The 25362-nt window shown below is 51.9% G+C and carries 29 protein-coding genes; 10 read left to right on the top strand and 19 right to left on the bottom strand.

Features of this window, described 5'->3' with window-relative positions:
* The first annotated feature begins 29 nt into the window (after positions 1-29).
* The 3 genes from NMQ00_RS07220 (at position 30) to NMQ00_RS07210 (ending at position 2663) form a co-directional block, all read left to right on the top strand.
* Complete coding sequence (locus tag NMQ00_RS07220) at positions 30-461, top strand: DUF2621 domain-containing protein (protein ID WP_131435242.1); 432 nt, start codon at positions 30-32, stop codon at positions 459-461.
* Between the two features lie 310 nt (positions 462-771).
* Positions 772-1104 carry a DUF485 domain-containing protein gene (locus NMQ00_RS07215; RefSeq protein ID WP_255178529.1) on the top strand — a complete coding sequence of 111 codons (333 nt, stop codon included), beginning with the start codon at positions 772-774 and terminating at the stop codon, positions 1102-1104.
* Positions 1101-2663 (top strand): solute symporter family protein, encoded by a 1563-nt coding sequence (locus NMQ00_RS07210; protein ID WP_255178528.1) that lies wholly within the window; start codon positions 1101-1103, stop codon positions 2661-2663. Before NMQ00_RS07215 ends, NMQ00_RS07210 begins: the two co-directional genes overlap by 4 nt.
* Positions 2664-2697: 34 nt before the next feature.
* Here the strand turns inward: NMQ00_RS07210 and NMQ00_RS07205 are convergent, their stop codons facing one another.
* Both NMQ00_RS07205 and NMQ00_RS07200 read right to left on the bottom strand, forming a co-directional pair.
* On the bottom strand, positions 2698-3150 hold the full coding sequence (locus tag NMQ00_RS07205) for a CcdC family protein (RefSeq protein WP_255178695.1): 453 nt from the start codon (positions 3148-3150) through the stop codon (positions 2698-2700).
* 19 nt (positions 3151-3169) lie between these two features.
* The gene (locus NMQ00_RS07200) at positions 3170-3868 is read right to left on the bottom strand and encodes a cytochrome c biogenesis CcdA family protein (protein WP_021067580.1); all 699 of its coding nucleotides are present in this window, start codon (positions 3866-3868) and stop codon (positions 3170-3172) included.
* Between the two features lie 192 nt (positions 3869-4060).
* Here NMQ00_RS07200 and NMQ00_RS07195 point away from each other — a divergent pair, with 192 nt between their 5' ends.
* Positions 4061-4240: an aspartyl-phosphate phosphatase Spo0E family protein gene (locus tag NMQ00_RS07195; RefSeq protein WP_131435250.1), complete on the top strand. Its 180-nt coding sequence runs from the start codon at positions 4061-4063 to the stop codon at positions 4238-4240.
* Positions 4241-4323: 83 nt separating this feature from the next.
* Here the strand turns inward: NMQ00_RS07195 and NMQ00_RS07190 are convergent, their stop codons facing one another.
* The 7 genes from NMQ00_RS07190 to NMQ00_RS07160 all read right to left on the bottom strand — a co-directional run bounded on the left by NMQ00_RS07190 (position 4324) and on the right by NMQ00_RS07160 (position 11753).
* Positions 4324-6087: an ABC transporter ATP-binding protein gene (locus NMQ00_RS07190; RefSeq protein WP_255178527.1), complete on the bottom strand. Its 1764-nt coding sequence runs from the start codon at positions 6085-6087 to the stop codon at positions 4324-4326.
* Positions 6077-7831 (bottom strand): ABC transporter transmembrane domain-containing protein, encoded by a 1755-nt coding sequence (locus tag NMQ00_RS07185; protein WP_255178694.1) that lies wholly within the window; start codon positions 7829-7831, stop codon positions 6077-6079. The genes NMQ00_RS07190 and NMQ00_RS07185 overlap by 11 nt, the downstream gene beginning before the upstream one ends.
* A gap of 129 nt (positions 7832-7960) precedes the next feature.
* Positions 7961-8191, bottom strand: a complete 231-nt coding sequence (locus tag NMQ00_RS07180) for a YneF family protein (protein ID WP_021067584.1) — start codon at positions 8189-8191, stop codon at positions 7961-7963.
* Between the two features lie 124 nt (positions 8192-8315).
* Positions 8316-10307, bottom strand: coding sequence for a transketolase (gene tkt / locus NMQ00_RS07175; protein WP_255178526.1), 1992 nt, complete (start codon positions 10305-10307; stop codon positions 8316-8318).
* 198 nt (positions 10308-10505) lie between these two features.
* Complete coding sequence (locus NMQ00_RS07170; protein ID WP_034777788.1) at positions 10506-10739, bottom strand: DUF896 domain-containing protein; 234 nt, start codon at positions 10737-10739, stop codon at positions 10506-10508.
* Positions 10740-10799: 60 nt separating this feature from the next.
* Complete coding sequence (locus tag NMQ00_RS07165; protein WP_255178525.1) at positions 10800-11444, bottom strand: YneB family resolvase-like protein; 645 nt, start codon at positions 11442-11444, stop codon at positions 10800-10802.
* A 72-nt stretch (positions 11445-11516) separates the two neighbouring features.
* Positions 11517-11753 (bottom strand): hypothetical protein, encoded by a 237-nt coding sequence (locus NMQ00_RS07160; protein WP_255178524.1) that lies wholly within the window; start codon positions 11751-11753, stop codon positions 11517-11519.
* 205 nt (positions 11754-11958) lie between these two features.
* Between NMQ00_RS07160 and lexA the strand changes: the two genes are divergently transcribed.
* The gene (lexA, locus tag NMQ00_RS07155; RefSeq protein ID WP_021067589.1) at positions 11959-12579 is read left to right on the top strand and encodes a transcriptional repressor LexA; all 621 of its coding nucleotides are present in this window, start codon (positions 11959-11961) and stop codon (positions 12577-12579) included.
* Positions 12579-13019, top strand: a complete 441-nt coding sequence (locus tag NMQ00_RS07150) for a metal-binding protein (RefSeq protein ID WP_034777795.1) — start codon at positions 12579-12581, stop codon at positions 13017-13019. The genes lexA and NMQ00_RS07150 overlap by 1 nt, the downstream gene beginning before the upstream one ends.
* An 83-nt stretch (positions 13020-13102) precedes the next feature.
* Here the strand turns inward: NMQ00_RS07150 and NMQ00_RS07145 are convergent, their stop codons facing one another.
* The 5 genes from NMQ00_RS07145 to hflX form a co-directional block, all read right to left on the bottom strand.
* On the bottom strand, positions 13103-14206 hold the full coding sequence (locus NMQ00_RS07145; RefSeq protein ID WP_255178523.1) for a DNA alkylation repair protein: 1104 nt from the start codon (positions 14204-14206) through the stop codon (positions 13103-13105).
* A gap of 169 nt (positions 14207-14375) precedes the next feature.
* On the bottom strand, positions 14376-15716 hold the full coding sequence (gene glnA / locus NMQ00_RS07140; protein ID WP_255178522.1) for a type I glutamate--ammonia ligase: 1341 nt from the start codon (positions 15714-15716) through the stop codon (positions 14376-14378).
* A 46-nt stretch (positions 15717-15762) separates the two neighbouring features.
* A complete protein-coding gene (locus NMQ00_RS07135; RefSeq protein WP_255178521.1) occupies positions 15763-16161 on the bottom strand; it encodes a MerR family transcriptional regulator in 399 nt (132 codons plus the stop codon).
* 93 nt (positions 16162-16254) lie between these two features.
* Positions 16255-17550 (bottom strand): methionine gamma-lyase family protein, encoded by a 1296-nt coding sequence (locus NMQ00_RS07130; protein ID WP_255178693.1) that lies wholly within the window; start codon positions 17548-17550, stop codon positions 16255-16257.
* 7 nt (positions 17551-17557) lie between these two features.
* Entirely contained in the window at positions 17558-18802 is a 1245-nt protein-coding gene (hflX, locus tag NMQ00_RS07125) for a GTPase HflX (protein WP_255178520.1), read from the bottom strand.
* A gap of 102 nt (positions 18803-18904) precedes the next feature.
* Between hflX and NMQ00_RS07120 the strand changes: the two genes are divergently transcribed.
* Both NMQ00_RS07120 and NMQ00_RS07115 read left to right on the top strand, forming a co-directional pair.
* Positions 18905-19903 carry a site-specific integrase gene (locus NMQ00_RS07120; RefSeq protein ID WP_255178519.1) on the top strand — a complete coding sequence of 333 codons (999 nt, stop codon included), beginning with the start codon at positions 18905-18907 and terminating at the stop codon, positions 19901-19903.
* An 84-nt stretch (positions 19904-19987) separates the two neighbouring features.
* On the top strand, positions 19988-20383 hold the full coding sequence (locus NMQ00_RS07115) for a hypothetical protein (protein ID WP_255178518.1): 396 nt from the start codon (positions 19988-19990) through the stop codon (positions 20381-20383).
* Here the strand turns inward: NMQ00_RS07115 and NMQ00_RS07110 are convergent, their stop codons facing one another.
* On the bottom strand, positions 20384-20932 hold the full coding sequence (locus tag NMQ00_RS07110; protein WP_255178517.1) for a GNAT family N-acetyltransferase: 549 nt from the start codon (positions 20930-20932) through the stop codon (positions 20384-20386). It lies immediately after the preceding gene.
* 142 nt (positions 20933-21074) lie between these two features.
* Between NMQ00_RS07110 and NMQ00_RS07105 the strand changes: the two genes are divergently transcribed.
* On the top strand, positions 21075-22235 hold the full coding sequence (locus NMQ00_RS07105; RefSeq protein WP_255178516.1) for an MFS transporter: 1161 nt from the start codon (positions 21075-21077) through the stop codon (positions 22233-22235).
* A gap of 55 nt (positions 22236-22290) precedes the next feature.
* Here the strand turns inward: NMQ00_RS07105 and NMQ00_RS07100 are convergent, their stop codons facing one another.
* Together NMQ00_RS07100 and NMQ00_RS07095 are read right to left on the bottom strand one after the other, a co-directional pair.
* Positions 22291-22818, bottom strand: coding sequence for a hypothetical protein (locus tag NMQ00_RS07100; protein WP_255178515.1), 528 nt, complete (start codon positions 22816-22818; stop codon positions 22291-22293).
* Positions 22819-22942: 124 nt separating this feature from the next.
* Complete coding sequence (locus tag NMQ00_RS07095; protein ID WP_255178514.1) at positions 22943-23623, bottom strand: hypothetical protein; 681 nt, start codon at positions 23621-23623, stop codon at positions 22943-22945.
* Between the two features lie 89 nt (positions 23624-23712).
* On the opposite strand from NMQ00_RS07095, the gene NMQ00_RS07090 reads away from it, so the two are divergent.
* Positions 23713-24261, top strand: coding sequence for a DUF4256 domain-containing protein (locus NMQ00_RS07090; protein WP_255178692.1), 549 nt, complete (start codon positions 23713-23715; stop codon positions 24259-24261).
* A gap of 23 nt (positions 24262-24284) precedes the next feature.
* On the opposite strand, the gene NMQ00_RS07085 is transcribed toward NMQ00_RS07090, so the two are convergent.
* Together NMQ00_RS07085 and NMQ00_RS07080 are read right to left on the bottom strand one after the other, a co-directional pair.
* Complete coding sequence (locus tag NMQ00_RS07085; RefSeq protein WP_255178513.1) at positions 24285-24767, bottom strand: hypothetical protein; 483 nt, start codon at positions 24765-24767, stop codon at positions 24285-24287.
* 254 nt (positions 24768-25021) lie between these two features.
* Entirely contained in the window at positions 25022-25342 is a 321-nt protein-coding gene (locus NMQ00_RS07080; RefSeq protein ID WP_255178512.1) for a hypothetical protein, read from the bottom strand.
* Positions 25343-25362 lie beyond the last annotated feature (20 nt).

Raw genomic sequence — 25362 nt, 5'->3', positions numbered from 1 at the left:
TCGTGAAATGACAGAACGGGGGAAAGACGATGCCAGAAAACTTGGTGATGTATTTCATTGTCTTCTGGGGATTCGTGATGATCGGGTTGATGTCGATCGGCGGCTACTTCATGTTCCGCAAATTTTTAAAACGAATGCCGAAAGAAGACGGGCGCTCACTCCTCGATATCGAGGATGATTACATCGACAAGACACGCCACTTATGGACACCGGAGACGCGTACATTGCTCGATCGTCTCGTCACACCGGTACCAGAGCTGTTCCGCGACGTCGCCATCCGCAAAATCGCCGGTAAGATCGGACAGTTCGCCTTAGAGACGCGTGCCCGTGAAATGACGACCGAGCTCGTTGTCAAAGGCTACATCGCTGCGACACCGAAGCGGGATCATAAGTTTCTAAAGAAGGCGCTTGAAGAAGAACAAATCGATTGGAAAGTGTATCAACACTACTTCCAACAATGAGACGAGATGTCAGGCCATGTGCCTGGCGTCTTTTTTTCAACATGCGCCATCGACTCGACATGGTCAATTGATTATGTCTCCTGTTCCCAAAATTGTGCCATACGACCAGTAGGTCAAAAGTACCTTTTTCGGACGTGTTAACTATTTAAAAATAACGTTCATAATATAGACAATATTGAAAACGCTTACAATAAAGTGGTATGACCAATATCAGTATAATGATTTCATTTTTACTAATAAAAAATGGATAGCTTTTCCTTTATTTGCATTTCTATAATGTACGTATCTTGATGCCAAAGGAGGTTTTTATATGCATGATGTCACGCACGTCAAGCAAACCGACAGTACCCGCTCAGCCGAAGCGATTGTCGAGAGCCAGACGTTCCACAAACTGATGCGAGAAAAGAATCGGTTCATTGTTCCATCCATCATCTTCTCCCTTATCTTCTACTTCACGTTGCCAATCTCGACAAGCTATTTCACGTTCTTGAACATCCCCGTCGCCGGGGACATCACATGGGCTTGGGTGCTCGCCTTCGCCCAATTCTTCATGACCTGGATGTTCTGTGTGATGTACAGCCGCCGGGCCCGTCGGTTTGACGAACTCGTCACCGCCATCAAACGAGAGGAGGATGACCGATGAACTGGACCGCCATTCTCTTATTCCTCGCCATCGTCGGGCTCACGCTCGTCATCACGTTCTTTGCTGCTCGGAAGACGAAGACCGCGAGCGACTTTTACACGGCTGACGGCGGGTTGACCGGGTTCCAAAACGGGCTCGCCATCGCCGGGGACTACATGTCTGCCGCTTCTTTCCTCGGAATCGCCGGGATGATCGCCCTCGCCGGATTTGACGGCTTCTTCTACTCGATCGGTTTCCTAGTGGCTTATCTCGTCGTGCTCTATCTCGTCGCCGAGCCGCTCCGTAACCTCGGCAAATATACGATGGCCGATATGATTGCGGCTCGATTCAACAAACCGCGCGTCCGCGGAGTCGCAGCCATGAACGCCATCGTCATCTCGATCTTCTATATGATCGCCCAGCTCGTCGGGGCCGGTGCGCTCATCGAGCTATTGCTCGGCATCCCGTACACGACGAGTGTCGTTGTCGTCGGAATCTTGATGACGGTGTACGTTGTCTTCGGAGGGATGACCGCGACGTCATGGGTCCAGATCACGAAAGCTGTGTTGTTGATGATTGGGACTGCCATCATCTCGTTTCTCGTGTTCGCTCGCTTTGACTTCTCCGTCTTCACCATGTTCTCTGAAGTCAGTAAAGCGACACCGCTCGGCGACAGTTTCTTGGACCCGGGCAACAAGTTCAAGCTTCCGCTCGATACGATTTCGCTCAACTTGGCGCTCGTCCTCGGGACGGCCGGTCTGCCCCATATCCTGATTCGTTTCTTCACGGTCAAGGATGCGCCGACAGCTCGCCAATCCGTCGTCTATGCGACATGGGTCATCGGTGCGTTCTACATATTGACGATTTTCCTCGGTTTCGGGGCGGCCGCATTCGTCGGCTCTGACGCGATTATCGCCGCCAACCCGGCTGGTAACATGGCTGCACCGCTCCTCGCCCAAGTGCTCGGCGGTGACTTGTTGTTCGCCTTTGTCGCGGCAATCGCCTTTGCCACCATCCTTGCCGTCGTCGCCGGCCTCGTCCTGTCAGCGGCCTCGGCGTTCGCCCATGATTTCTATGGACACATCGTCCGTAAAGGCGAAGCGACCGAGAAAGAACAAGTCACGGCGGCCCGTATCGCTTCGATCGCCGTCGCCCTCGTCTCGATGGGACTCGCGTTCTTCGCACAGTCGATGAACGTTGCCTTTCTTGTCTCGCTCGCGTTTGCCGTCGCCGCAAGTGCGAACTTGCCGGTCATCTTGTTCACAATCTATTGGAGACGATTCAACACCGGAGGAGCCGTGTTCGGCATGATTGTCGGTTTGTTCTCGTCGCTCTTCCTCGTCGCCATCAGTCCGAATGTGTGGGCGCCGGACGGTTCGGCCATCCTTATCGGCGAGGCGCTATTCCCGCTCACGAACCCGGGTATCGTGTCGATCCCGCTCGGTTTCCTCGCCGCCATCATCGGCACGTACGTGACGAAGTCCGACGAAGTTGCTGGAAACTTCGAGCGTATCCTCGTCAAAGCGAACACTGGGATCGATGCGAAGACGGAAGCTGCCATGACCAAAAAATCTTCGTAATCGACAAAACGGCGTCCCTCGCGAGGGACGCCGTTTATGATGCTACGATTTGTTTGTACTTTTGGTACATGGCGATGCGCCACGGTACAATCATGCCCCAGGCGATCAAATAGAACAGACCACCCGTCGTGAATATATTGACCTCGTCCCCAAGGAACGCCTTCATGACCGTCCGGATGGCCAATAAGACAAACACGACGATGAAGAACGCTTTCGAACGGGACAAGTACACCTCTCCGTCACGTTTCTCGAAATTCGACGTCTTGATGAGGAACACACTGAAAATCAATCCGACGAGCAGCGCCTCTCCGACCTCGAGCCAAGTGAGCCGAAACGCCGGGACGAGAAATTGCAACATGCCCGTCGACATCGCCAAGGGCGGAATCAAAATCTTTTTCGCATTCGTCGGCCGTGCTGACGCTTTGACGCGAACGAAGCTCGCAATCAAGCCCATCATCAGTGCGACGAGGGTCGATCCCCAAAATATCGACATTCGGTCAACCCCTTTAAAATCCGGTGAATCCTACTAATTCGCTCATCCATGCAGCGAAGCGGTTCATGCCATCAAAATATAATACGACGCCGAAGGCCATCATCAAATAACCTCCGAATCTTGCCACCTTGGCACTGTTGCGTGCCAAGTACTTGATTTTACCGACAAAGCCGGCCATGACGAGGAACGGGATGGCAAAACCGATGACGTATGCCAACATATAACCCATCCCTTGACTCGGGTTCGATGCCGCGAGGGCGATGACACCAGCGAGAATCGGTCCGGTACAAGGTGTCCACCCTGCCGCAAACCCAATCCCGATGAGTGCCGTCCCAAAATAGCCGCTCTTGCGCTCGCCTAAGGCAAGCTTCTTCTCCCGCATCATGAATCGTGGTTGCCAGAGTCCCGCCAAAAAGACGCCGAATACGAAGATGAGAATCGCGCCGAACATGCGCAAACTATCTTTGTATTGAATGAACACATCGGCGATTAGCGAGGTCGACAGACCGAGTACGAGAAAGACAATTGAGAAACCGAACAAGAATGAAAACGTGTGAAACCATGCCGTGCGTTGCCGCAGTCCCTCGCTCTTCAAGTCAGAGACGGAGACCCCAGTAATATACGATAAAAAGACCGGATACAACGGTAGCGTGCACGGTGATAAAAATGATAAGACGCCCGCCCCAAATGCGAGCCAGAGTGTGACTTCCATGCAATCTTCCACCTTTCAGCCCCATTATAGCGAAAACCTTTTCAAAATGCTCGCATCTTTTTCCGAGTACGTTTCACGACTCAATTTGTAATCTTTGAAATGGAAATGAAACTTGTAAACGGTAGTGTTAGATGCTAAGATTTGGATATTCTTATTAGTCAGTATCGATCTTACAACGATGGGGGAAACACCGTGGCGGTCATCACAGCTGAAAACTTACATTATGCCATTGAACAGAAACGCGATGAACTGTATGAAATCGCCTCACAGCACAGTTGGACGTCTCCGGAAGTGATTCATGTCAGCCAAGAATTAGACAAGCTGATCACACGTCATGTCCTGGCCATACACGCTTCAGACCACTTAAATTAATTAAATCGAACGGCCCGTCCTTCTTTGAAGTGGCGGGCTTTTTCCATGGAAAAAAGACACCGAGACGGTGTCTTTTTTGTAATTTATGACATCAGACGTTGACCAGATTGAAGTTCGTACATCTTTTTGTACAACCCATCCTGTTTCAAAAGCGCCTGATGGTTGCCTCGTTCGACGATTTCGCCCCGATGAAGGACGAGAATCAAATCGGCATCTTGAATCGTCGACAGACGGTGTGCGATGGCGATCGTCGTCCGCCCCCGTCTCATCCGGTCGAGGGCGAGCTGAACGCGCTCCTCGGTCTCGGTATCAATCGAACTCGTCGCCTCGTCCAAAATCAGGATTTTCGGATCTCGGGCGACCGTCCGCGCGAACGCGAGCAATTGTCGCTCTCCGCTCGAGAATGTCGCACCGCGCTCACCGACCGTATGCCCGTAGCCGGCCTCTAGCTTCTCGACGAACGTATGAGCTTGAACGAACTCAGCCGCTTCCCGGACCTTGTCCGAGTCGATTGTCGGGTTGAACAGTTTCAAGTTATCCTCGATCGTCCCTGTGAACAAGAACGGATCTTGGAGGACGAGCCCGACTTTGGCTCGGAGCTCGGCTTCCTCGAACTGTTCGATTGGATATCCGTCGATGGTAATTTGTCCTGATTGGTACGGATAGAATCGAGTCAACAAGTTGATGATTGAGCTCTTCCCGCTCCCGGTATGACCGACGAGAGCGACCGTCTCACCGGGCTTGGCGACGAATGAGATTTGTTTCAACACGTCGACTTCTCCATCGTAGCTGAACGTGACGTTCTCGAACCGGACTTCCCCGGAGCCAATCTCAGCCGCTCCATCGAGGCTCTTGCCCGGGGCCGGTTCATCCGTGTCCAAAATTTTGAAGACACGGTCCGCTGAGACGACCGCCTGTTGGAATTCGCTCAAGCGTTGCATGATATCGAGCACGGGACGGAAGATTCGCTCGATATAACTGATGAACGCATAGACGACCCCGACCTGCACTTGTTCGGTCGTCGACAAGACACCATAATAACCGAGCAAACCGATAATCGAGAAGGCGAGCAACAGCTCGATAATCGGCCGCAACAACATGCTGTCGAGTTTCAAGTTCCGATAGCGCGCCTGTTGATGGGCCTCGTTCGTCTCTTCGAATTGGCGGACGAGCCGCTCTTCTTGACGGAACTGTTGAACGATTCCCATCCCGTTAATCGACTCGTTCAATTGTCCGTTCAATTGCGACAGCAAATCACGCACTTGGGCGAAGTATTTTGTCGAATAGCGACGGTACACCCAGATGATGAGCCAGAACAACGGCACGAGCACGAGTCCCATCGTCGCGAGCGTCGGTTCGAGGATGTAGAGGAATATATACGTCCCGAGCAACTGGACCGCCGACTGAACGAACGTACTCATCACCCCGACGTACAGCTCTTTCACCGCCTCGGTGTCGTTCGTGATCCGCGAGACGAGCACGCCAGCCGGCGTCCGGTCGAAATAAGCGAGCCGCATGCCCATAACGTGGCGGAAAATATCCATCCGGATATTTTGGACGATTTTCAAGGCGATCTTTTGGAACGAGATCGACTGCAAGTAGTCGAAAATGATCGCTGAAATATGAAGCACGAGATAGACGACGAGCAACGTGACGACCCAATTCGTCGGGTAGACGCCAGGCGTCACGAACTCATCGATGAACACTTTGATTAGGAAAGGACCGGCGAGTTTTGCACCGGTGGCGAGCAACAAGAACACGAACGCGAGACCGAGCGGACGCGCGTACCGGTTCGTGTACGCCAACAGACGTTTGATGACCGCCCATTCTTGAACGTCATGCTTCATGGTGGCCACCTCCTTCTACAATCGCTTCGAGTTGCTGGCGATCATACGTGTCTTTGTACCAACCCGGCTCCCGTATCAAGTCCTGATGACGGCCCCGTTGAATGATGCGACCGTCCTCAAGGACGAGGATCTCATCGGCGTGCTCGACGGCGGACAGGCGGTGCGCCACAATCAAGCGGGACTGGTCGGGATTGCCGGTCCGGAAATGATCAATAATCGCCTCTTCTGTCTTCGCATCGACAGCCGAGAGAGCGTCGTCTAAAATCAACACATCCGCCTCAATCATGAGGGCGCGCGCAATCGAAATCCGTTGTTTCTGACCACCCGATAGCGTCACGCCCCGTTCCCCAACGAGGGTGGCATAACCTTCCGGCAGCCGCATGATGTCGTCATGTACCTCGGCGATTTTCGCCGCCTCCATGATTTCATCAAGTTTCGCTTCCGGTTTTCCGAACGCGATATTGTTCGCAATCGAATCGCTGAACAAGAAATGATCTTGCGGGACGACGGCGACCTTATCGAGCAGGAGTGATTTTTTTACTTGGCGAATGTTGATGCCACCGATCTTGATGGTGCCGTCGTGGACGTCATACTCCCGCGTCAACAGGCGGACGATCGTTGTCTTACCAGACCCGGTCCGTCCGACGATGCCGAGCGTGCGACCGCGTTCAATCCGGAACGTGACGTCCTGTAAGACAGGCGTCTCATCATAGCGGAACGCACGGATGTCCGCCTCAATCTCCGAATGGGCAAGTTTCGTCGCCGCCATCGGGTCATCTTGAATTTCAGGTTTGACGGCGAGCATTCGCTCGATGCGATCGTACGACGCCCGGCCGCGTTCGACGATATTGAACAGCCAGCCGAACGCGAGCATCGGCCAAGTGAGCAAACTAAGATAAGCCGTGAAGCTGACGATTTGACCGATCGTCAGCTCGCCTTGTTCAATCAAATAGGCGCCATAGCCGATTGACAGGATATAGGACAAACCGACGATCCCGAAGATGGTTGGATCGTATAAGGCGTCGATTTTGGCGACGCGGACATTCTTCGCCATCACTTCGTCGGATAATTTCTCGAACGAGTCGACGTCGCGGCCGACTTCCCCGGTCGACTTCAACACCCGGACACCGCTGACGCTTTCTTGGACTTTATCGTTCAGTTCGGAGAACGCCGCCTGGGCGACCCCGAACCGGTTATGTAAGAGTTTGCCGTATCGCGTCGTCAATGCGACCATGATCGGCAGCGGCAACAATGCCACGACCGTCAATTTCCAGCTGATTGTCGTCACCATCGTAATGATGACGAACGTTCCCATGGTGATGCTGTCGACGAGTGTCAAAATCCCCGCTCCTGCCGTCGTCGAGACGGCTTGGACATCGTTCGTCGCATGGGCCATCAAATCCCCGACCCGCGACTTCTTATAAAAACGTTGATCTAAATCGGTGAAGTGGCGATAGAGCTGGCTCCGCAACATCCGACCGAGACGAATCGAAGCCCCAAAGATGAAGTATCGCCAAAAGAAACGAGCCACATAGTTCCCGATCCCAACGGCCGCGAGCCCGCCGAGCAACATCCATAATAAATCTGTACCGAGCGTTCCCCGGTTGATCTCATCGACGATTCGGCCGATGATGCGCGGCGGTATGAGTTCGAGCGCCGCGACGAACATGAGCAGGACGATGCCGAACGCATACGTCCGCCACTCGAGCTTGAAAAACCAAGCCAGTTGTTTAAATACACGAATTGGAAACACCCCCTATGTTGTCTTGAATTCAGACTATTCTATTAGATTAGCGAAAGTTTGTTCGATTGTCTAACAAAAACTGGATGAAAAAAGCACTTTGCGGGCGCAAAGTGCTTCGGTCGATCATTATTATTTCTTTTCGTTCTTCATTTGAACGTTCATGGCGCGCATCACTTGGTTGACTTTCTTCTGTGACGGCTTTTGACCCATTTGCATCATCAATGTACGAATCATATCTTCGTTGATCGGTGGGTTCTGTTCGAGGTAGTTCATCATGTATTTACGAGCGATAAAGAAACCGATCGCGATACCCCCGATTAGTGCTGCCACGATAAGAAGAATCCAGAATAATGTACTCAAGGCTTAACCTCCTCTACCATATGAAACATCGTTTTTTACTATACACTATATTACGCTAATTCGCTAGTCGTCTGAAAAAAAAGTGGTGACCCAAAACCTGCGGGCCACCACTGACACAATGCGATTAAAGTGATTTGACAGCAGCGACGACGTTGTCGACCGACATGCCATATTCTTTCATGAGGAGATCCCCAGGTGCAGATGCGCCGAACTTGTCAATCCCGAGTACTTTTCCACCGAAACCGACGTACTTGTACCATCCGAGTGTCGCGCCCGCTTCAAGCGAGACGCGCTTCGTGATTGACGACGGAAGGACCGATTCTTTGTACTCAGCCGATTGTGCTTCGAACAATTCCCACGAAGGCATCGAGACGACAGCTGCGTTCACGCCGTCAGCTGCGAGTGCTTCGCGTGCTTCGACGAGGACGTGGACTTCAGAACCTGTACCGAGCAGGAGGACGTCCGCTTCGCTCGACTTACCAGCGACGACGTAGCCACCTTTGGCCGCGTCTTCAATCGACGTACCAACGAGCTCTGGCAACGCTTGACGCGTCAAGACGAGAAGCGATGGTGACGATTTCGTCGTGATCGCTTGCTTCCAAGCCGCAATCGTCTCTTTTCCGTCAGCCGGACGGAGAACAGACAAGTTTGGCATCGCACGGAAGCTCATCAAGTGCTCGACCGGTTCGTGTGTCGGACCGTCTTCGCCGACCGCGATCGAATCGTGTGTCAAGACGAACGTTGATGGGATTCCCATGAGCGCAGCGAGTCGAACCGCTGGGCGCAAGTAATCCGAGAAGACGAAGAATGTCGCGCCGTAAGGAAGAACCCCACCGTGGAGCGCCATCCCGTTGACGGCAGCTGCCATCGCGAATTCACGGACACCGAACCAGATGTTACGGCCCGCTGGATCTTCATCGAAATCAGCAGCCCCTTTAATCATCGTGTTGTTCGAGCCGGCAAGGTCAGCCGAACCACCGAAGAGGGTCGGTACTGCTTTGGCGATCGCGTTCAATACTTCACCGCTCGTTTGACGAGTCGCTTTCTTCGAACCGATTTCGAACGTCGGTAACTCGCTGTCCCAACCTTCTGGGAGCTCGTTGTTCATCGCACGCTCGAACTGGGCACCAAGTTCAGGGTGTGCCGACTTGTACGCTTCGACGAGTTCGTTCCAGTCCGCTTCATGCTTCGCGCCTGGCTCAACGACTTTATCGTTGAACAAGTCGTATACTTCGTTCGGTACGTAGAAGTTCTCACCTTCCCACTTGTAGAACTGCTTCGTGAGTTCGATTTCAGCTTCGCCGAGCGGTGCACCGTGTGATGCCGATTTGCCTGACTTGTTCGGCGAACCGAAGCCGATGACCGTCTTCACTTCGATGAGGGTCGGTTTCGACGTTTCCGCTTTCGCTTCGTCGATCGCTTTCGCGATCGTATCGATATCCGTACCGTCTTCGACGCGAATCACTTGCCAACCGTAGGCGTTGAAACGATCTTCGACGCTTTCTGAGAACGACTTGTGAAGGTCGCCGTCAAGCGAGATGTCGTTTGAATCATAAAGGACGACGAGTTTGCCGAGTTTCAAGTGACCAGCGAGCGAGGCTGCTTCTGCCGACACGCCTTCCATCAAGTCACCGTCTCCACAAATCCCGTATGTGAAGTGGTCAACCACTTTGAACTCATCACGGTTGTACGTCGCTTCCAAGTGTTTCTCAGCCATCGCCATTCCGACTGCCATGGCGATCCCTTGACCGAGCGGTCCAGTCGTCGCGTCGACACCAGCTGTGTGACGATATTCTGGATGCCCAGGCGTCTTCGAATCCATTTGACGGAACGATTTGAGGTCGTCCATTGAAAGGTCGTAACCAGATAAGTGAAGAAGCGAGTACAAGAGCATCGAACCGTGTCCCGCTGAAAGGACGAACCGGTCGCGGTTGAACCAGTTCGGGTTTTTCGGGTTGTGACGCATCTTATCCGTCCAAAGTGTGAACGCCATCGGAGCCGCACCCATCGGCATCCCCGGGTGACCAGAGTTCGCTTTTTGGACCGCATCGATTGAGAGCGTCCGAATCGAGTTAATCGCTAATAATTCTTTAGTAGTTGTTTCCACTAATTTCATCCTCTCTGTTGTTACAAAGTTTCTACCCGTCATATTTTAGCACACTCATTCGTGTGTCACAACTAATTAATTAGTATAACACATTAAATGGAATCGTTTACTTCCTTCCGCTTGAAAACACATCAATGAGTCCCCCTGATCCACGTTCGCGTATAACAAACATGCACATCCTATATGAAATAGGATGTGCATTCATGGTCATTCTGAGCGGTAACGTTCCTGCTCATCTTTTAATTTTTCTGGCGTTACGTCGTTTCCTTCCGGATCGACGACCTTCATTCCCATCATCTGTGATTTGAATGATTGGCGGAACGCTTGCAAATATTGTTGACGCAGCGCTTGCTGCTCGTCCATCTCTTGTGGTGACAGACCATCTGTCTTTGCTTTGTTGGCGAGGAAATTGATTCGCTCCAACTGTTCAGGTGCTAGCATCAGGCTCGCCCCCTCTCTACTGAATTTGTCCTTCTACTGTACAAAATCAGCGAGCAGGAATCAAGTTTCTGGTACCGACACGTGCTCCAAATAACGTCGGTTCACGGTCGCTTTCGACACCTCATAACCAAAACCACGGAGCGTGGCCGCAATTTCAGCGAACGTGAGCCCACGCTCACGCAATTGAACGATTTCCTCGATCGGGACTTCGATTCGGCTTCGGCCGCCTTGGTCGTGGTGCTGGATGTTGCGATGCGGGTTGAACCCGTTCGCGACCGCCCGGCGCATACCACGTGAGATTTTCGCGTTATGAATTTTACGCTGGTACTCTTCGACGACGCTGACGATCTCAAGCACCATCTTCTCGGCATCGGAGACGACGTATTCATCTGACGATTGCATCGTCAACAAGCGAACGTTATGTTTCATGAGCGTATGCAAGATGGCGATTTTCGCGTTCCCTCGTCCGAGACGGCTGTCATCGCTGACGAGCACGGCATCGAGATTGGACGTCGAGACGTGCTCCAACAGATCGAGCAGCCCCGTTCGATTGACTTCATACCCGCTCTCTTGCTCACTGATCATATCGACGACCTCGGCGTCAAGACGTCTCGCCATCTGTGTCAATTCGTCCGCCTGGCGACTGAGCGATGTCTCTTGTGTGGACTTGTTCGTCGACACGCGACAATAAATGACGACTCGCATCCCGTCACTTCCTTTCTTTCCATTCGCCCTCTACGATACACAGGATGAGGGACTGTTCGCAATCAGAAAAGATTATTCGGCGGCGAACCACGTCGTTTGATCGTCCTCTTCTTCGGCCCGTTCTGCGAGAAGCTGTGCTTCGAGCATCTCTGCTTCGGTCATGGCGACTTCTTCTTCGATGCTGTGCTCAATCACTGGTTCCATCGCGACGACGTCAACGTCCTGACGCATCTCCCCGACCATATAAAACGCGAACATTCCAAGTGCCAACATGCCGACTAAAATGATTCCATTGATTGTGTCTCTCATAACGATTACCTCCTGGGAATAAGAATACACGTTCTTGAGAACGTCTGTTCGTTTATCTGTTCTCATCATAAAACAAGAACTTCTGTTCGGTCAAGCAGAAAAAAACGAACGAATGTTTGTGCGCTCATGTGTTCTTGTGTTAAACTAAACCCATAAAGAATAGGATGCGTTCGCAGGTTATTCGACATAATCGAGGTGAAATCCATTGAAAAAAATGTCAGCAAGACAACAACAGATTCTTGATTTTATAAAAGCCGAGGTCCGGGCGAAAGGGTATCCACCTTCCGTTCGTGAAATCGGAGAGGCAGTCGGACTCGCATCGAGCTCGACCGTCCACGGCCACTTGGACCGTCTAGAGAAACGTGGATTGATTCGACGTGACAAGACGAAGCCACGTGCCATCGAGATTTTAGATGAAGAGATGTCAGTCGTCGAAGATCACGATGCCGTCATGTACGTGCCGGTCATTGGGAAAGTCACGGCCGGTACGCCGATCACGGCCATCGAGAACGTGGAAGAACACTTCCCACTCCCGGCTCACGTCGTCGGTTCCGACAACGTCTACATGCTCTCTGTTTCAGGAGACTCGATGATCAACGCGGGGATCTTGGATGGGGACCGCGTCCTCGTCCGTCAACAAAACACGGCTGACAATGGAGAGATTGTCGTCGCCATGACGGATGAAGGTGAAGCGACAGTGAAGCGGATTTATAAAGAAGCTTCGAAAGTTCGCCTCCAGCCGGAGAACGACGAGCTCGAAGCGATGTATTTCGATAACGTGTCGATTTTAGGGAAGGTCATCGGTGTATACCGCACGATTCACTAATGGCTAGTGGCAAGACACATACCCGTACGAATCTCGTGGCAATCGGTGCTCTTGCGATTGCCACGCCTTTTATTGACATCGATGTTCCGACCGTGTTCCTGCTCGGCGCCCTCATCGGGACGTTCTGGCTCTCCCCGGATCTCGATTTGAAGTCGGACGCCTATTATCGATGGGGACCACTTCGGGGCTTTTGGCTCCCTTACGTGAAGATTATGCCCCATCGGTCGTTATTCTCGCATTTTCCGCTCTTGAGCGATCTGATCCGGGTCATCTATCTCGGTTTCCCGCTCACGCTTCTGCTCACGGTCACGCCGTATGAGGAAGCCGTCAGATCGTGGCTCGACCTGAACGGGGCAGCCTGCTTCTTCGGACTCGTTTTCGCGACGACGCTACACACGACGCTCGACTATGCGTCCACGTTCTTCAAACGTGCGTTTTAAGAAAAAAGTTATGGTACACGTCCAAAAGGGCAACCCGTCTAAATAGACAGGGTTGCCCTTTTTCGAACCGTCGATTGTAATAATCAATCGTCACGTTTGTGCAACATGATGTGATGTTCAGCCACTTCTCTTCCATTTACTAATAAGACGATACGATGCTCACCTGGATAATGCCGACGCGTCGTCAAATCTGACCAGTTATGAACTCTACTCGACGCAAGTCGCGCACCCCCGGCGACGATTTTATTCGCTAGCAGGAATGCTTTACGACTCGCTTTCCCGTTAGCATTTATGAAGTCAATCGCATATTCGATACGAATATAAGCCGCATCGCCTGGACGAATCGACAACTCGTATTGAATCTCACACGCCTCCCCTATGTGGAGCACGTTCGGATGTATAGAAATCGATGAGTTGACGGTTAAATCCGTGTCTTGCGCATAACCGAACAATGTTAAAGCGTCGGGGTGTGCGGATTTGATCAATGTTCGGCACCCATGTCTGATGATCCAATCGGTATGAGGATGTTCGCCTTGCCATCGACGCGAGACTGCGAGCACGGCTTCCGGGTGATCTTTCGAGATATCGTTGAGGTTGTTGGCGACACTTTTTCTCACATATAATGAGGGGTCTTCTTTTAATAACTCTAAAACCGCCAACACTGGACCAGGGTCTCCTTTGAACATCGGTAACGATTCCGCCCACGGAAGACGAGGGCGACAACCTTCACTCGCCAATCTTCGCACATGCTCATTCGGATGCTCGGCCCATGCCATCATGCGATCCAGCACTCGCGTCGAATCACGAAGCAGAAAAGGTCTGATCGCAAATTCAGAAGATGATTTTTGCGTGAACAGTTCGAGTGCTGACATCGAGCGTTCCCAATGTTCTTCCGCTTGTCCGTACACTACTACAAAGTCTGGAAAGAATAAATATGGAAAGCCAACACAATCGTCTGCAATTTCAACCAATACATCTAAAGCTGACTCGTAGTGTTGAGGTAAGTACTCCCCGAGTATTGTCGAGATACGGCGTGTCCGCGCTTTGAGCGCTAACGCTTCCCATGACTCATCTACAATCGATGCGACAAATGCTTGTATCTCAAACGATGGGTAGACGGATTGAATACGTCGTCCAAATTCCCACAAAAAGTCCTCATGATATACGTCTTTTAATGGTGTTGCCATGCCTCATACCTCCTTAATTCTCATCCACTTCGCCCAGATTGCCCATACGCTCCCCCTCATTATATTGATTAGTTGAAGTGAATTATAGAAAAAGAGTCCTGAATGAACCCTTCTTGCGAAGAATCATTCAGGACTCTGATTTTAAAGGGGAATCCCCCTGTTCATCGACTTAGTAGAGCGTCATGTACTGATCGCGTTCCCACTCTGTCACTTGCGTACGGAACATATCCCACTCGATTTCTTTCAACTCGAGGAAGTGTTCACCGATGTGGTCACCGAGAGAATCCATGACGACTTTGTCGGCACGAAGCACTTCGAGTGCGTCGAAGAGTGTAGCTGGAAGATCATCGATCCCGTTGGCAACACGCTCTGGCTTGTCCATCACATAGATGTTGCTGTCGATCGGCTTCGGAGCCGCCATATCTTTTTCGATCCCGTCAAGGCCAGACGCCAAGAGAGCAGACAACGCGAGGTACGGGTTCGCTGCCGGGTCGACCGAACGTACTTCGATACGTGTCGAGAGGCCACGGGCCGCAGGTACACGAACGAGTGGTGAACGGTTGCGTGCGCTCCATGCTACGTAGCATGGTGCTTCGTAACCAGGTACGAGGCGTTTGTACGAGTTGACCGTCGGGTTACAGACAGCCGTGAACGCACGAGCATGCTCGAGAATCCCTGCCGTGAAGGCGCGAGCTGTGTCTGACAATTCCATGTCGCCGTTCGGGTCGTAGAAGACGTTCGTGTCACCTTTGAAGAGCGACATGTTGGCATGCATCCCAGAACCGTTGACACCGAAGAGTGGCTTCGGCATGAACGTCGCGTGAAGGCCATATTTCGCCGCGATCGTCTTAACGACGAGTTTGAACGTTTGGATGTTATCAGCCGTTGTGACCGCATCCGCGTATTTGAAGTCGATTTCGTGCTGACCTGGAGCGACTTCGTGGTGCGATGCTTCGATTTCGAAGCCCATGTTTTCGAGCTCGATGACGATCTCTTTACGGCAGTTCTCGCCGAGGTCGACCGGTGCCAAGTCGAAGTAACCGCCTTGGTCATTGAGTTCGAGCGTCGGTTTGCCGTTCAAGTCTTTCTTGAAGAGGAAGAACTCAGGCTCTGGTCCGACGTTGAACGCTGTGAAGCCGAGCTTTTGCATGCGCTCGAGGTTACGCTTCAAGCTACCGCGCGGGTCACCGCTGAACGGTGTGCCGTCTGGATTATAAATATCACAAATCAAGCGAGCGACTTTACCGCTGCCATCTGTCCACGGGAAGACGACCCATGTGTTGAGGTCTGGATAGAGGTACATGTCTGATTCCTCGATGCGTACGAAACCTTCGATTGAAGAGCCGTCGAACATCATCTTGTTATCAAGTGCTTTGTCCAATTGACTGATCGGTACCTCGACGTTTTTAATCGTACCGAGGATATCCGTGAATTGAAGACGAATAAAGCGTACGTCCTCTTCTTGCGCGATGCGTTTGATGTCTTCTTTCGTGAACGTTTTTCTGGCCATGGTGAAATGTCCCCTCTCACATTGTGTAATGGTTAGTGTACTGGCGTCATCGATAAAAACGTGACAGCTCACCTTGAATGAGCGACGTCTTATTGAAACGGCCAGCTTCTTGAAGCTGTGTTTTCAATAATTTGTGTAACTCTTGTTCAGAGATCTTCGGTGCTTCATCGACCGGCGCCTTTGGTGATTTCGCGTCATTAGCGTTCGTGTTGTCGAGCATATGACGAATCGCCGCCAAGTTGAAGCCTTGGTCGATAAAATCCTTGATCGTGAGTAGACGTTCGACATCATTAAAGGAATAGAGCCGTCGTTTCGATTCCGTCCGACTAGGCGAAATCAGACCCTGTTCTTCGTAATACCGAATCTGCCTACCTGTCAGTTGGGTCAAATCTTGAACGATTCCAATCGGAAACAACGGGTTGGAGCGACGAAATTGATCGGCCATCTCTTACCCCTCCTTTTCTGTCTCACACTGTGAGAATAATACATGACAACTTACCTGTCAATAGATGTTAAGAAAGTTAACATGACATTTCGGTTACAACTTCTGTGAGATATTGTCACGGTCAAATGTGACGAGTTCTTTCGCCCGCAATTGGCTCAAGGCGAGCATGAGCGCGACTTTGACGTGGGCGTATGTCAACCCGCCTTGGACGTACGCCGTGTAAGGCGCGCGGAGCGGACCATCGGCCGACAGTTCGATTGAGGAGCCCTGAATGAACGTCCCGGCCGCCATGATGACGTCATCTACATACCCCGGCATATAGGCCGGTACAGGCAACGCGTGCGCATTGACCGGTGACGCCATCTGGATGCTCTGACAGAACGCGATCATCTTGTCACGATCACGGAACGTCACCGACTGAATCAAGTCGGTCCGAGTCGTCGTATAGTGCGGGTCGGTCTCGAAACCGAGCAATCCGAGCAAGCTCGCCGTCAAGTGCGCCCCTTTCAACGCTTGGGCGACCGTATGCGGTGCCATATAAAAGCCTTGGTACATCTCTTGAAGCGAATAGAGTGATGGACCGGCCTCGCTGCCGATACCAGGCGTCGTCATCCGGAACGAGCAACGTTCGACGAGTTCTTTCGTCCCGGCGATATAGCCGCCCGTCTTCGCCAAACCGCCGCCCGGGTTCTTGATGAGCGAGCCGGCCATGAGGTCGGCCCCGACGTGGGTCGGTTCGATCGTCTCGACGAACTCGCCGTAGCAGTTGTCGACGAAGACGAAGACGTGCGGATGTGCCGCTTTAATCTTCGTGATCGCCTCACCGATCTCTTGAACCGGGATGCTGCGCCGGTTGGCGTAGCCTTTCGAGCGCTGGATGCCGATGAGCTTCGTCTCGGGACGAATCCGGCCGATGACGGTCTCGACGTCGATCTGGTCCTCTTTCAGTTCGACCGTGTCGTAGCCGACACCGAGTTCTTTTAATGAACCACGGCCGTCGCCGCGAATCCCGACGATCTCTTCGAGTGTATCGTACGGCTTGCCGGTGATATAGAGCAGTTCATCTCCTGGCAACAACACACCGAACAAGGCGATCCCGATCGCGTGTGTCCCGGAGATGATTTGCGGACGGCATAGTGCGAGGTCCGCCCCGAACACGTCTGCGTAGATCGACTCGAGCGTGTCGCGCCCGATATCATCATAGCCGTACCCGGTCGTCGGATTGAAATGAAAATCCGACACTTTGTGTTTTTTGAACGACTCGAGGACACGGTATTGGTTGAACTCCGCCGTCGCCTCGATCGTTTCAAAATATGGTTTTACCTGTTCTTCCGCCTCAGTCACGAACGGGGCCAATTCATCATAGTACGCAATCTTTTCTTGCCACATCATTGTTTCACACCTCAAATTGTTTCAGCGTCGAATAGAGACGCGTGTCTTCTCTCATATATCCGACGAGTTCGACCGAACCGTCATCGAGGAACTTCTCCTCGAGCCGGTACATCGAATCTTTGGCCGGATGGTAATGCTCGAACGAGCGGACCGGCAAGACGACGTGTACTTTCGTCAACACGTCCGCAATCTTATCCTCGATCGCGCTGATGAGCGTCTCGATATCGGTCGAATCGAGCGCCGAGATGACGAGCGGTCCGCCGACGAAGTCTTCGGTCAACCGGTCTTTCTTATTGTATACCTCGAGCTGCGGCAACTCACTCGCGCCGAGCTCGGACAGGACCGAGTTGGTCGTATCGATTTGGTTCATGTAGTGCGGGTTCGACGCGTCGATGACATGAAGCACGAGGTCGGCCCCGAGCACTTCCTCGAGCGTCGAGCGGAACGCGGCGACGAGTTTCGTCGGCAAGTCCCGGATGAACCCGACCGTGTCCGTGATCAGCACTTTACCACCCCGCGGCAACTCGAGCTCGCGCGTGAGGGGGTCGAGCGTCGCGAACAGTTCGTCCTGTTCGTACGTATCCGCATCCGTCAATCGGTTGAAGATTGTCGACTTCCCGGCGTTCGTGTAACCGACGAGCGCGACTTGGAACACGCGGTTTTCTTTCCGACGCTCCCGGTAGCGGTCACGGTGCGCGACCGTGCCTTCGAGATTTTTCTTAATCTCGTCGATGCGACGCTTGATGTGACGGCGATCGGACTCGAGTTTCGTCTCACCCGGCCCCCGTGTCCCGATCCCGCCACCGAGACGTGACAATTGCGTACCTTGTCCGATTAAGCGCGGGAGCAGGTAGTTCATTTGGGCGAGCTCGACTTGGAGCTTCCCTTCTTTCGATTGGGCCCGTCCGGCAAAAATATCTAGAATCAATTGCGTCCGGTCAATCAGTTTCATCTCGTCCGGGTCGTTCAGCGAGATGCGAATGTTCTTCGACTGGGCCGGTGACAGCTCGGCGTTGAAGATGACGATGTCCGGCTCGAACTGTTCGATGAGCACCGCGAGCTCCTCGACCTTCCCTTTTCCGATAAACGTGCGGCGGTCGACTTGCTGACGTTTCTGATCAAGACGGGCGACGACTTCACCTTGTGCCGTATCGACCAATTCGACGAGCTCCCCCATCGATTGTTCATATGTCCAATCGTCGACAGTCGGTAATTGACATCCGACGATAATGACTTTCTCTCGTTGCATAAAAATCCCTCATTCCTATAAGTCTCATCCTCCATCTTACCACGAAACGACGAATGGAGAACGTCCGTTTGTGGTACGATATGAGGAGAAGGAGGAACGTCCATGACGAAACGTAGAAAAGAGTATCCATTGCCTGAATATATCGAAGCGTACTTGTTCCATCTTGGCGCAAGCGGCCGTCAACCGTCGACGCTGAAACGCTATCGGTATGATTTGATCGATGTGCACAAATACTTTCATGACCATAACGTCGAGCTCGATGCCCCGGAGGCGTGGCTCGCCGTCCCGCTCGAATCGTGGAAGACGTTCGTCAACGACTTCCTCATCGAGGAGAAGCAATATCAACAGGCGACGGTCGCCCGAATCGTCACCGTCATCAATAGCCTGACCGTCTTCTTGAACCCGCTTCGGAAAAAGATGTTGACGTATGCGCAACCGGCCCACACGCTCACCGTCGACCAGATCGCCTTGCCCGCCGAGTTCAGCAAGCTCGTTCGGACGATTCGTTCGACAAGCGGGTTGAGTGAGAACCAGCTCCAGGCGCATCCATACCTCGTCAACCGGAACGAGCTGATTGTCACGTTGTTCTATAAATATGGACTCCGAGTGCATCACATCATCCGCCTCCGGATGAACGACTTGCATCTCGCGAGCCACGAGTTCGACGTCTATGACCGTCTCGGCAACCGGTTCACGTTGAAACTCAGTCAAGAGGACCAGACGCTCCTCATGAACTATTTGGCCGACATCCCGACGCCGGTCCGTCCGCGTTGGTACTCGGACGACCCTGTCTTCGTCTCGTTCGACTTCTCCCGGATGACGTTCCGTTGGGTGTATGCGAAGAACCAGCCGAAACAGCTGACGATCGTCATGATAACGAAGATGATGCGCCAATTAAATGAACGAAGCGGTCTCACGCGTTCGGTCACACCGTCGATGCTCCGGAACGCCCACGTCTTGAAGACGTATGCAACCGACATGACGTCACTCGAGCGGATGAACGTGACGTGTATGCATAAAGAGTCATCGCTCCGGCGCTATGAGCAGGCGTATGCGGAGTTCGGCGCAACGCTCTATGAATCTGGGGGAGTCGCCCCGTAACCAGTCGTCATCCTTGAAGGTGACGACTTTTCTACAGGATTCATCATTTTTCCCATACTCGATCGTCAGAAAGGTGGTCGTCCCATGCTCTTTCAGAAAATCCAGTCCGCCCTCATCAGTCTATTCATTGTTCCTTTCGTGTTGCCGTTCTTATTTCCCGATGTGCTCGAGTTGTCATACGGACCAAGTGTGGCTATCTATCTGCTTTATGCCATTCCAATCGTGTTCATCTACGGGACGTTCACGTCGTTGCTGTCCGAGTATATCAGCCAAAAGACGCCATTCCGTTCGAAACGGATGACGTCTTTCGTGTTCCACCTTATCGCTGGCTGGTTGTTCGTGCTACCATATGGACTATTGTTCGATCCATCCATTTTCGAGACAGGCTTACTTAATTTTGCCTCGTTACTCGGTGTATGTAGTGCCCTCGTTTTCTATGTGGTCGACCAACTGCTCGGCCATCATTTCAACACGTTGTAGTCAGTGGGCCCACTCACCTCGCAACAAGCCGTATACGACGTGATCGACGTAGCGGTCATAGAGCCACTCCGCATTGCGGAGCACCCCTTCTTCAAGGAATCCGAACCGTTCCGGCAAGGCCCGACTCTTCACATTTCCGGTCGCGACCCGAATCTCGATCTTATCGAGTTTCAAGTCACGGAACCCGTAATCGATGACCGTATTGAGTGCTTGACTCATAATCCCCTTCCCTTGAAAGTCTTGGCCGAGCCAGTAGCCGATCGTGCCGCACTTGATGCCCCGGTCGATATCGTTGAAGCCAATCGTCCCGGCGAGCTCTCCCTGATACACGATCGCGAACGACTTCGGATAGCCGCCCGTCTCCATCAATCCTTTAACCCGTCCATCGATATTTTGCCGCGAATCGTCGACCGTCTCCGTATAATCGAGCCAACCAAGCCACTCGCGAAGGTATGGTTTCGACGCCATCGTCAATTGGAACAACGCCTCCGCGTCGTCGATGGTAAACATTCGTAGTTGAAGCTGGTCGTTGATGTCATAGCGTAACATATCGTTTCCCCCGTTCAGTTACCAATTATTGTGCTCTTAATGATTTTATCGTAAACTATTTGTAAATAATTTGAAAGCGGTGAAAGTATGTAATTCGACATCATGTCATCCACCCAAAATTGAATAGTTCTGGAGGAGAGTCATGATGAAGTCGTTTTACCTGCTGCTGGTCAGTCAATGGCTGGCCAATATCGGCGACGTTCTCTATATTGTCGCCTTGATCGCTTTGTTATATCAACAGACCGGTTCCGCTCTGGCCGCCGCCAGTTTCCCGATTGCCGTCACGATCGGCATGACCGTGAGCGGTCTGTTATTTGCCCGCGTCTTGTCTCGGTTCACCCTCGGTCAGACGTTGCTCGTCACGCAACTGTTGAAGACGGTCTTGCTCGGGGCCGTCATCTGGTCGGAGTCGATTCTCGTCCTCGGACTCGTCGTGCTCATCGCCTTCTTGGACGGGTTCGCCCGTCCGGTCCAGGCGTCGTTCATCCCGCGGCTGACGACGAATCGTCAACAAGCGAACAGTCTCGTCCAAGGGTCGAACCAGTTCATCCAGCTGGCGATGTGGCCGCTCGGCACGATGGTCGTCGCTTCCTTCTCGAGCGCACTCGCTCTTACTATTGCGTTGATATTGTTCATGATTTCGACGCTCGTCACGTTTCAATTCGTCCGTTCGCTCGACCGCGACGTGACAGTAGAAGATGGCGAATCAGACATATCGCTTAAGGACAGCCTCGCCTTCGTGCGAACAGCACCTAACGCTCGATTAATCACGGTGTTCGTCACGTTCGAGTCGTTCGTCAGCACGCTCTGGATCTCGGCGCTCCTGCTCGTCTATCTGGAACGCCACCTCCACATCGATACGGGCTGGTGGGGGACGATGAACGCGAGCTTCTTGATCAGCATGATTCTGGCCAGTGCGTATCTGTATCGCGCTCAACGAAGCAGTTCGCTTGGGATCAGCTCCATGCTGTCGGTCGGGACCGCCTTATTGTTTGGCGTGACGTCTCATATCGTGTTCGCGCTCGTCGCGCTCGCGGTTCAAGGATACGCCACCCAGCTCCGCATTATCCAGACGAACACGGTGTTCCAAGAAACGACACCGCCCACGCAACTTCCGTACGTCTATAGCGTCCAACAGACGGCCTATACCCTCGCCTTCAGCATCGGCAGCCTGACGTTCGGAATGCTCGCGGACGGATTGCCAATCGCCATCGTCTATTTGATTGGCGCAGGTTTGACCGTCCCGCTCGTCTGGCTCGGTCGACAAATCGATTTGACGGAAGATGTGATCCAATCCGCATAATAAGACGGCGCCTTCTCGGTCAGAGAGGGCGCCTGTTTGCTGATATGAGTGCTTCTTACGATTGCTCTGAGTAATGCGTCCCGCCAAAATAGATGGTCGGGCTACCGCGACGGATGCATTTCAATCCGATTGCCGCCTCGACAGTCGGGTCCGACATCGTGATGATCTCAAGTACGGTATCCATACCGTATATCCGATAGTGACACAATCTAGCATCATCCGGTTTGATGAACTCCCACAACTGAAAACGCGTCTCTTGTAGCTGGTCGAGATAGCCTGACTTTGTATAACGAACGATTTGATGTCCTTCAAACTGGTCATGCATTGTGATCACTACACCATCTACATACGATTCATCGATGACTTCCAAGTAGATCACATCTTCAAAGCGGAGCTTCACGTTCACCACCTCGCTTTGCGGATGGATTTCATCCGCCTCGAGCCGCTCACGGAAAGAGGCGTTCCGTTTCCTAGGGTGGTCGGCGAGCTGTAGATTGAACGTCAGAGTCTTAGGTCCGAGGTCATAACTGAAAGCAAACACTTCCATCATCCCGTCATACAGGAACAAATCTTCAAATCTCATTGGAAACCACCTCTCCAGTATGTTCATATTGAAATACTCCAAATCCATATCCTTCTGTCAAATCGCCTCCGATGAACAACGAGACGATTCCGGTTTCGGTTGGGATTAAAAATCGGAACCCTTCTCACTCTTCATAATGTTCCAAGAGTGACTCAAGTTGATGAACAGCTTGCACTGGTTGTTGCGAGACATCACAGCTTACCTTATACGTCTTCGACCACGTCCATTTTCCACTAGATTCAATTGTATGATCGCTTCCGGTCCGCTTCGCCCAAGACTCAAGATGAGATAACAATTTATTTTTGGATAAGACGACTTGGAATGAAGTGACACCGAGTGCGATGAATAAGTCCGCAATGAATGCCGCAGGGGCTTTCACTTTCGGTAACCCAAATTCCCTCCATTGACTGTCCGGTGCCAAACCATAGGCGTCCTCCATTTTCAGAGAATACGAATCCGGATCATGAAACGTCTGGCTATATGCCAATATAAAATCTAGAATAGAAACATCATGTCCCGCTAGCTCAATGGACACAACTGTATCTGTATGTAGCTTGCGATGATACGGGTCATACAAAAACACGAGCTGTTCATTCGAATAGATGCCGAACGGCAACGTCAAATCAATCCATCGAAGCTGAAGTAATTGTGGTTTGGCAAGTTCCATATCTAGCACACCATAGTCGATCACGCAATACGAACCGAGCGGCAAAACGTCTGACCAAATGGATTTGAGCAAGAACAAATCAATCGTATGGAACGTCTGAGAGTGCAGATGCTGAACATCTAAGGCATCGAAATCCAATTGGCATTCCCCTTTCCATGAACGGCGTGCTGAATCGATCACAATTGATGTCGTATACTGAAAGAAACCTTGGAATGGAGTGATTGATGATGTCCACCCTTTCACACGAAGAAACAACCGAGTTGTTGAACACTCTCGAAGCGCGCTTTACCGACAACCCCGAACGACATCCAGATCTCACCTGGCCCGACATCTTGACGCGTCTTCAAGCGGACGACCGTAAACTCGCCGCGCTCGCCGAGATGGAGCGTACCGGCGGTGAACCTGATGTGATTCGACTCCCGAACGGCACCTTAGCTTTTTGCGACTGCTCACCGGAAAGTCCGAGCGGTCGACGCAGCCTATGCTATGACGATGCGGCGTTAGCGGCGCGGAAGAAGAACAAACCGGAGGGGAGTGCCGTCGCGTTGGCTGAACAGATGGGGCTTGAGCTTCTCGACGAAGCAACGTATCGCTATTTGCAGACGCTCGGCGCGTACGACTTGAAGACGTCGAGCTGGGTTTCAACCCCGGCATCAATCCGTCAAAAAGGCGGCGCTTTGTTCTGCGACCGCCGCTACGACCAGACCTTCGTCTATCATAACGGGGCCGATTCCTATTATGCGGCCCGAGGATTCCGCGGGATGTTCATCCTCTAGGCAGGGCTACGCGCCTTGCTTTTTTATGTGACAAGCCAGTTGAAGACAACGGGAACATATTTGATGAAGAAGAGACTGACGAAAAAGAGCGAGGGTACTTTTAGTAACCACATATACCTGGCCTTGTCTTTACGCATCCAGAACAGAATGACGGCATGAAGCAGCGCATGCTGTGTGACGTTCGGTCCGTGTATCATTTGATTTATGAAAGCTGGCCACCCAGGGAATGAATCTATACCAAATGATGCTGTAAAATCTGGCGATGTATCATATTTGATGCGTACGTACCACGCCATGGCATAAAGCGAAACAAAGAACGAAGCGACAATCGTCATCACTAAAAACGTTAAAAACTCTTTCCACGACTCCACATCGAGATAAAACACAACGAATAAAGTTCCAACTGCAAAAATAACCTGAATGATAAAGGCCGGAGAAATCGTCAGGACATAAAACTCTTCTGCCGTCCAAAGGGTTCCCATCACCATACTCGTGTCGTCAATCATTTTACGTCATCACTATTATCTAAAGATTTGGCCGCCATCACCTCGCCATCAATCGTATGATGACAGCACTCTCGTTAATCCATCTATTGTAATCATATGAACAACCAGTTGACCGCGACCGGGATGTACTTGATGAAAAAGAGGCTTACAAAGAAAATAAAGACGACTTTTACCGGCCACATGTACCAGTCATTATATTTTCGCGTAAGAAACAGAAGTGCAGCATATGTAATCGCATTTCCAGTGACATCTGGTTACTCCATACTTTGAGCCAGCAATTCTTTCCATCCTGGAAATGGACCAGGCGCAAACGAGGCTGCAAAGTCCGGCATGATATTGTATTTTACTCTCACATACCAGGCAAACACGTACATCGAAATGAAGAACAGCGACCATATTGTTATAACAATATTGAACAATCGACCTTTCCAGCTCTTGCTTCGGGAATAAATCACGACAACCAAAGCCACAGTACTGAAGGTGACGTTGATGATGAACGGCGGAGAAATCGTCAGGATGGAGAATGTTTCCGCGGACAGGGTCACGCCCATCACTAATTGTGAGGCTTGCATCATTGTCGTGCCGCCCTTTCTTT

Source organism: Exiguobacterium aurantiacum, from assembly GCF_024362205.1.
GTDB classification, from domain to species: Bacteria; Bacillota; Bacilli; order Exiguobacteriales; family Exiguobacteriaceae; genus Exiguobacterium; species Exiguobacterium aurantiacum_B.
The sequence above is the reverse complement of the archived record's forward strand: the minus strand, read 5'-3'. Positions and strand labels throughout refer to the sequence as shown.